This window comes from Nocardia brasiliensis (assembly GCF_042691675.1).
Lineage (GTDB): Bacteria > Actinomycetota > Actinomycetes > Mycobacteriales > Mycobacteriaceae > Nocardia > Nocardia brasiliensis_D.
In genome coordinates, this window is the sequence record NZ_CP170507.1 from 4,817,907 (window position 1) to 4,826,537 (window position 8,631).

At 65.4% G+C, this 8,631-nt stretch carries 3 protein-coding genes; 1 reads left to right on the plus strand and 2 read right to left on the minus strand.

Features of this window, described 5'->3' with window-relative positions; all coding sequences use genetic code 11:
* Positions 1 to 45 precede the first annotated feature (45 nt).
* Positions 46 to 6,900 (minus strand): amino acid adenylation domain-containing protein, encoded by a 6,855-nt coding sequence (locus tag ACFK0J_RS22255; RefSeq protein ID WP_378730235.1) that lies wholly within the window; start codon positions 6,898 to 6,900, stop codon positions 46 to 48.
* A gap of 505 nt (positions 6,901 to 7,405) precedes the next feature.
* Between ACFK0J_RS22255 and ACFK0J_RS22260 the strand changes: the two genes are divergently transcribed.
* Entirely contained in the window at positions 7,406 to 7,861 is a 456-nt protein-coding gene (locus tag ACFK0J_RS22260) for a hypothetical protein (protein WP_378730237.1), read from the plus strand.
* Positions 7,862 to 7,895: 34 nt separating this feature from the next.
* On the opposite strand, the gene ACFK0J_RS22265 is transcribed toward ACFK0J_RS22260, so the two are convergent.
* A complete protein-coding gene (locus ACFK0J_RS22265) occupies positions 7,896 to 8,615 on the minus strand; it encodes a DUF899 domain-containing protein (RefSeq protein WP_378730239.1) in 720 nt (239 codons plus the stop codon).
* Positions 8,616 to 8,631: the final 16 nt, after the last annotated feature.

Here is an 8,631-nt window from a genome sequence, read left to right on the forward strand (position 1 = left end):
CGAGCCTTCTCAGTGGACACCTGCGACCCCGGATGCTCGTCGACGCTATTCGCGGGAAGTCCCGATCGGCGTGGGCAGGAATCCTGATTCCATGAAGGCACCGATGTAGGTGTCGAGCACGTTCTCATCGATCGGTGGACAGGAGATCGCGCTCCCCGTGAGCGCCCGTCGCGTGTTGGTGCTGTCCAGCACGACGTCGGCCGCGCCGCCCGGGTAGTTGTTGGCGAGCAGGGCTGCGCGAACCAAGGAGTCGTCACCCGCCAGGTAACGCGTTCGGGCTTCGTCGGCGAGCCGCAGTTGAACCGTGTCGAGCGACTCGGTCTCGACAGGTAGACCGTGTTCGCGCAGGCATTCGAAGATGTCGCGGATCGCTACCGGTTCGTCGTTCACCAAGTGGTATTCGATATCGGTCGCGGGACCGACGGAAATCGCCACGATGGCGCGGGCCACGTAACTCACTGGGACGAGCGAGATTGTCGCCGTCCCGACCTCGGGTGCGACGCCGAGGATCACCGCCGCGCGGATCATGTTCCAGAACGAGTCGTCGGCACTGTTCATACCGACCTGAAGGTCGCCGGAAACCAGTCCGGGCCGGTAGATCCGGACGGGCACACCGCGCTCACCCGCTTGCCGGACCAGTTGTTCGGCGGCCCATTTGCTGGCCACATACCCCTGCGCGGGCAACTCGTCCGCCGTGATTCGGGTGGTCTCGCCGACCACGGCGGCCGGGCGCACGGTAGAGATCACGGTGTTGGCGGTGGAGACGAAATGTACGGGTTTGATCCGTCGAGTTGCCGCCAGCCGCAACACTTCCCGGGTCCCCTCGACATTGGCGGCCCGTAGACGGGCATACGGCTCGAGGTGATTGACCTGGGCGCCGTTGTGGTAGATCACGTCGATGCGGTCGGCGAGCCACGCGTGGGCGACAGCGGACAGCCCGAACGACGGCGCGGCGAGATCGCCTGGCACGGCGACGATCCGGGCCTCCAGCGCGTCGTCCCACAGCTGGTAGCGCTGCAAGGCGCGGTGGATCCGGTCGCGGCCCTGACGGCCATTGTCGGCACGAACCAGACACCAGACGAGGGCGTCGGTGCGGTCCAGCAGTTCCCGCAGCAGGTATGCCCCCACGAAACCCGTCGCTCCGGTCAACAGTACGTCGCGTGCGGGTCCCTGGTGGATCGGTGCGCGGCCCGCCGTCGAGATCTCCGGTCCGAGTACGGCATCGGCCGCGATCACGGCTGGATCGTGCGTCGGCGCGTCCTGACCGGCTATGCGAGCGGCGAGCCCGCGCACGGTGGCGGCGCTGAACAGCGTCGACACCGGAAGATCGACGCCGAGTCGGGTGGACAGTGCGTGTTGCAGTGTGAGAGTGAGCAATGAGGTGCCGCCCCGCGCGAAGAAGTCGTCGTCGGCACCGACCCGCTCGACACCGAGCACCTGCGCGAACACCTCCGCAATGGCCTTCTCGGTGGGTGTGGATGGCGGCTGGAAGGCCGCGGCTTCGAATCTCGGGTCCGGCAACGCCTTCCGGTCCAGCTTGCCGACCGGGGTCAGCGGAAGTTCGTCGAGCACCACGATCGCGGCGGGCACCATATGCCGGGGCAGTCCGCCCTCGGCGAACTCGGTGAGACGATCCGCGTCGAGCTGCCGTCCGGGTACTCCACGCACATAGGACACCAGAACTGTTTCCCCCGACGCGGTTTCGCGACCGACCGTGACCGCGAAGTCGACGTCGTCGTGGCAGCCGAGCACCGCGTCGATTTCGCCGAGTTCGATACGGAAGCCACGGACCTTCACCTGGAAGTCCGACCGTCCGACGTACTTCAAGTCCCAGCGCGGTTGGGAAACAGCGTCGGCCGACTGTTCGGGCGGCGCACACCGGCGCACCATGTCACCGGTCCGGAACATTCGCGCTCCCGGCTCGCCCCACGGATCGGCGACGAACCGATCCGCGGTGAGCCCGGCGCGCGCGTGGTAGCCGCGGGCCAATGCTTCTCCGGCCAAATACAATTCCCCGGTGACACCGGGCGGAACCGGATTCAACCGCGAATCCAGCACCAATGCGGACACACCGCGCACCGGTGCGCCGATGGTGATGTCGCGCCCGGCAGTCTGCGCACCGAAGGTCGCCGCGATGGTGACTTCGGTCGGACCATAGGCGTTGATGTAGCGGCGGCCCGGCTGCCACTTCGCCACCAACTCCGGCGTCGTGATATCGCCGCCGACCAACCATGTTTCGGTCGGCACAGCGGCAGGATCTATGGTGCTGAGTACCGCCGGAGTGACGCTGCCGTGCGTCACCCGCTCGTCGCGGAGCACCGCCGCCAGCTCGGGCCCGCCGATCACGGTCGGCGGCACGATGACCAAGGTAGCGCCGACCGACAACGCGCACAGCCATTCCAATGCCGCCGGATCGAAACTCGGCGAAATCGAGTGCAGCAGTCGATGTTGCGGCTCGAGCTCCAGAACACCCACCGCATGCTCGATCAACCCGGCCAATCCGGCATGGGTGACCGTGACGCCCTTCGGCACGCCCGTCGAACCGGAGGTGTAGATCAGGTACGCCGGATTGTGCGGGCGCAGTGGGGCAATCCGATCGGCGTCGGTGATCGGCAGCGCCGGCTGCCGCGCGCGCAGCGCCGCCATGGCCGGATGATCGACCACCAGCCAGGTCAGGTCGCCGGGCAGGTGGTCCACAAATTCGGCGATGGTCAAGCCGATCACCGCCGCTGAGTCGGTCACCATATGCCGCACCCGATTCGGCGGATACGTCGGATCGACGGGCACGTACGCACCCCCGGCCCTGACGACCGCCAGCGCCGCTGACAGCATCTCGTACGAGCGCGGGAAAGCCAGTGCAACAATCGTTTCCGGGCCGACTCCGCGATCGATCAGCACGCGCGCCAGCTGTGCCGAATGATCATCGAGTTCACCGTAGGTTATCGATCGGCCGTGGTCGCGCACCGCGACCCGGTCACGCCCCCTCCGCACACCTCGGAGCAGCAGTTCCGGCATCAGCGCCCCGGCCGTTGCCTCGACGGGATGGACCGCGGTGAGTGCGGCGTACTCGTCTTCGGCAAGCAACGGAAGATCACCCACCGGCAGTTGCGGCCAGGTGACGATCTCTGCCAGCAACCGCGTGAACCGGTCCGTCATCACTCGGATCGTGGTTTCGTCGAACAGGTCTCGCGCAAAAGACACCTGCGCGGCCAATCCCGCGCCGGTCTCCCGGATCGCGAGCGACAGATCGAACTTTTCGACGCCGGTTTCGAAATCGACTGCGGCGACGCGTAATCCGGGCAGATCGAAGGCGGTTTCCGGCAGATTCTGGAATACCAACCCGACTTGGAACAATGGATTTCGTGCCGTGGACCGATCCGGATTCAGCAGCTCCACCAGCCGCTCGAACGGAATATCGGCATGCGCGAACGCGTCCAGATCGACGTCTCGGACCCGTTCGAGCAATTCCCCGAAATTCTCCTGGCCGCGGACCTCGGTGCGCAGCACCAGGGTGTTGACGAACATACCGATCACCGAATCGAGTTCGGGCTCGCCGCGCCCCGCCACCGCGGTGCCGACGACGATGTCGTCGGTGCCCGACCAGCGGGCCAGAAATACGGCGAACGCGGTGTGCAGCACCATGAACAATGTCGCATTCCGCGCACGGGCCAGCTCGGACAGACCGCGATACACCTCGCCGTCGATCGAGAACAGCACGTGCCCGCCTTCGAGCGACCGGGTGGCCGGTCGGGGCCGGTCGAAGGGCAGAGCGAGCTCATCGGGCAAGCCGGACAGCGTGGTGCGCCAGTAGTCGATCTGCCTCGAGATCAGGCTGTCCGGGTCCGCCTCGGAACCCAGCACCTCCCGCTGCCAGCGGCTGAAATCGGCATACTGCAGCGGCAGCGGGACCCAATCCGGCCGCGTACCAACGGATCTGGCCGCGTAGGCCAGCATCACGTCACGGGTCAACGGCATCACCGACCACCCGTCACAGCAGATGTGGTGCGCGACGAACACCAGCACATGTTCGGTGGTCTCTGCGGTGTCGACCCGGAACAGGCTGGCCCGCAACGGAACCTCGGCTGCTACATCGAAGCCGGTGGCGGCTACCTCGACAAGCCGCGGCAGTACCGCAGCAGCGTCGACCGGCTGCGGCGTGAGGTCGATGGCCGCTTGATCGGCGGACAGGATCGACTGGTAGGGAACACCATTGTGCTGCGGGTAGAACGTGCGCAGGGTCTCGTGTCGCGCTATCACATCCCAGATCGCCTGTCGCAGCGCCGCAACGTTAAGGTCGCCGGTCAGCCGCACCGCTACCGGGATGTTGTAGGCCGCCGAGTCCCGATCGAACTGGTTGAGGAACCACATCCGCTGCTGTGCCATCGACAACGGAATTCGTTCCGGCCGAGGTTCGGCCACCAACGCTCGCCGCCCCGCCGCACCCAGGTGCCGTCCGACCTCGGCGGCCAGCGCGACCACTGTCGGCGCGGTGAACAGCAACCGCGCGGGCACCCGTGCGTCCAATTCCGCGCCGAGCCGGGCCGCGACCTGGGTTGCCAACAGCGAATTGCCGCCGAGTGCGAAGAAGTTGTCGTCCAAGCCGGTTCGGTCGACACCGAGCACGGCGGCGAACACGTCGGCGACCGTCTTCTCGATGGGGTGTTCCGGCGCACGGAATACCGCGGTTTCGACTACCGGTGCGGGGAGCGCCTTGCGGTTCAATTTGCCGTGTGCGGTCAGCGGTATCGCGTCGACGACAACGACGGCCGACGGAACCATGTACTCCGGCAACCTGCGAGCCAGCTCGGTACGCACCTCCGCCACGTCCGATCGTCCGACCAGATACGCGACGATCCGCCGATCGCCTGGAGCGTCCTCGCGGACGACGACGGCGGCTTGGCGGACCGATTCCAGGGCCAGTACAGCGGTCTCGATCTCGCCGAGCTCGATGCGGAATCCGCGCACCTGCACTTGATCGTCGGCACGTCCCAGGTATACGAGGTTGCCGTCGGAGTTCCACGCGGCCAGGTCGCCGGAGCGGTACAGGCGGGATCCATCGGCCGCGAAGGGGTTGGCCACGAACCGCTCCGCCGTCAATACCGCGTGGCCGAGATAGCCACGAGCCAACTGCGCACCCGCGACATAGATCTCGCCCGGCACCCCCTCCGGTACCGGACGCAATCGGTTATCCAACACCAAGATCCGCAAACCTGTTATGGCCGAACCGATTACGCTGCGATCGTCCGCCATGACCCGGTGACAGGTTGCGTGGACGGTCGTTTCGGTGATGCCGTACATGTTCACCAGGTGCGCTGCCGCGTCGCCGTGACGGGCACGCCAGTCGGCCAGTCGGCGAAATTCGAGTGCCTCACCACCGAACACGATGTACCGCAACGACAACGGGGCGACATCCGCGTTCGCCGACGCTATGCGGTCCGCTTCGGCCAGCTGATAGAACGCCGAGGGAGTTTGGCTGAGCACGGTTACCCGCTCGGTGCGCAGCAGTTCCAGGAACTGGTCGGCGGCTCGCGACGTGTCGTGGTCGACGACGACCAACGTGCCGCCGTGTAGCAGCGCACCCCAGAGTTCCCACACCGAGAAATCGAACGCGTACGAATGGAACATCGTCCATACATCCCGATGATCGAAGCGGAACTCCGACCGAGTGTTCGCGAATAACGTCACGACATTGTGGTGCGGGATCTGCACCCCTTTGGGCCGCCCCGTCGAGCCGGATGTGTAGATCACATAGGCGAGGTTTGCGGGGCGCAGCGGTGCCGACCGGTCCTCGTCGCCGACCGGCGAGCCATCCATATCGCAGAGGTCGGCGTCGGTCACCATGATCGAGGGTGCGGCGGTGGGCAGGGTGAGGCCCGGTCCCGTCACCACACACACCGGCTCGGCGTCGGCGAGCAAGTAGGCGATCCGGTCCGCCGGATACGCCGGGTCGACCGGCAGATACGCACCGCCCGCCCGCACCGTCGCGAGCAATGCGACCACCAGGTCCAGCGATCGGGGCAGCGCCACCGCGACCAGCTTTTCCGGTCCGACGCCCATCGTTATCAGCCTGCGCGCCAACCTGTTCGCTCGAATGTCCAATTCGCGATAGGTCAATGTTTCAGCGCCGAATTTGACCGCGATCGCGTCCGGGTACGCCACCACTACGCCGTCGAGCAAGTCGGCCAGCGTCTTTCCGGGATACGCGGGGCGGGTGAACACTGTGGACAAGAAATCGTGGAGCGGTTTCGGCAGGTGGGACCGGTCCGGTCGCAGACCGATCGCGGCCAACTCCGCATGCGTCACCGGCACGGCGTCGACCGAGGGTGCGGAGGCGGTCACATAGGCGATGTCGTCCTCCCGGATCGGACGCAACCGATCCGCGTAGGTCACCGGCTCGCCGGACAATTGGGCGAGTTCGCTCCGGACACCGGGGTCATCGATCAGCAGCCACTCGATCGAATCACGCAGCGTCCGAGGTGTATTCGGTTCGAAGCTGGACCACGACGCCCCGACTGTGAGGCCGACGGTCGGTTCCGCTTCGGACAGCGGACGCTCAGCTTGCCGCGCCGGTGTGTTCGTGTCGATCACGACGAATCCCGCACCGGTCTTGGCCACCGCCCACATCGCCGACACTGCCTCGATCGACGACTCGATGGCCACCGCTACGAGATCACCCGCACCGATATCGCGCCCGATCAGCAACCGCGCCAACCGCGACGAAAGCGCATCGAGCTCTCGATAGCTGAGCACAGCCCCACGAAACGCTACGGCTGTACCGTCGGGATCGGCCTCCGCTGCCACCGCCAGCAACCGCGGCAAAGTGGTAACCCCGGACCGTCGCGTACGCACTGGGCGCATCCGTCCCGTATCCCGTACCGAGCCAGTCTCAACGGACGCCATAGCCCTCACATCGCTCTCCCCTGCACATCGATTACGTCCGCAGATCGCTCACCGCCCGCCAGCACTATTGGTCAACCGACCAGTTTGTGACACATCGGCTTTCCCGAGTCCGCGACCGCACCGTCGCTACCCGCCGGATTCCTATCACGAACCGGATCGCCGGACCCCGTCTCGAGCATTCCATCTGAAAGTAGCTAACTGATAGCCAATTGTCGACTCTGCCTCGATCTCGCTACCCGAAGGGGTTCACCTGCCCCATCGGCAAACGTCTGCCGCCGCCTGTCGGGCACAGGATCATGCCGAGATTAACGGCAGACATCCCCTTGGCGAACGCTGTGCGCCAGGCCCCATTGCTTCAAATTTGCTACTTCAACCAGCACGCGAAATTTCCGTGACTCAACCCACATATGCGGCACAGGATGGTCGCGGATTTCCGAGGCGCTCTCGGTTTACACCAACCAGCACGCAGGGTAAGGCAAGATGGACATGCGGTGCGGTGCGCGCCGTGGTGTTTTCTGATTGTGTTTCCGCGATCTACTTCCGCTACTCAGGAGGACGAAGATCTATGGTGACTATTCGGAACTACCGACATGCTGCCCTCATTGTGACCGTCTTCGGTGCGATGGGGTTCGCCGTTGTATCGGCCGCTGCTCCCACTCTCGCCGCCAATACCATCGACGCCACTGCTATCGGCCCCGTCAATGTGGCGGTCGACTACAGCTGTGAGGCCGAGGCCGGGGTTGCCGCCATTCGGGCGATGGTGGGCGAACCCGATGCGGAGAGTCCATCGGCCACCGGTGCACAGAACGAGATCATCTGCGACGGGAACAAACAGTCCACCGTAATCATGCTCGACGGAGAGCCGTTGTCGGCCGGGCAGCAAGTCCAGGTGCGAGTCGCGCTGGTCGATCGCGAGGATACTGTCATCGCCGGGCAAGCCAAGGCGGTCTCGCTGGGGTAGCGCCGGAGTCGACACCCCTGCCGAGGACGGCTTGTCAGGGTGTGCCGTATTCGTCGCGCAGACGAACCCATTCTTCACCGGACTCGTTGCGCCCCTTGGGAGCACGATCAAGCCACTGGTACATGCCCCAGAGGACGTCGCCGCCGCGGGCGTAGGACGAATAGGTGTGATACACGACGTCGTCCTGCACAGCGAAGGCACTGGCGCCGGGCAACTCGTGGGGAAAACTGTCCGGGTCGGCCGGCGGGAGCGCGCGGAAGTTGTACACCGCTCCGTCCGCCAATTGCCGGTCGGTGAAGGAGACGCCGAAGTCGAAATTGAAGTCGCTACCGAGGGAGGACACCAACGGAACGCTCCAACCCATCCGTTCTTTGAAGGCTGTCAACTCCGCGATAGGCGACCGCGACACCGCGATCAAGCCGACGTCGTGGTTTTCCAGATGCACGACAAAGCCGTTGAACCCATCCACCATCGACGCGCAGCTCGGACAGCCTGGGAACATGAAGTGGTACACCAGCAGCTGCGACCGGCCTCGAAACAGGTCGCGAAGCGACGCCGCCCCCTCCCCCGTCTCGAAGCGGTAATCCTTCTCGACCCGCACCCACGGCAACGCCCGCCGCTGCCGAGCCAGTTCGTCACTGCGACGAGTGAGTTCCTTCTCGGCTTCCAACAGCTCCAGCCGCGCGGTCAACCACTCCTCCCGCGTCCCGACCCGATGCCGAGACACATCGCCGCTCCCCGGATCATCCGCCATCTACCCCACCGCCCTT

Excerpts from the sequence above, each read along its gene's own strand:
- ACFK0J_RS22255 (WP_378730235.1), bottom strand. The coding sequence starts at position 6,900 with ATGGCGTCCGTTGAGACTGGCTCGGTACGGGATACGGGACGGATGCGC.
- ACFK0J_RS22265 (WP_378730239.1), bottom strand. The coding sequence starts at position 8,615 with ATGGCGGATGATCCGGGGAGCGGCGATGTGTCTCGGCATCGGGTCGGG.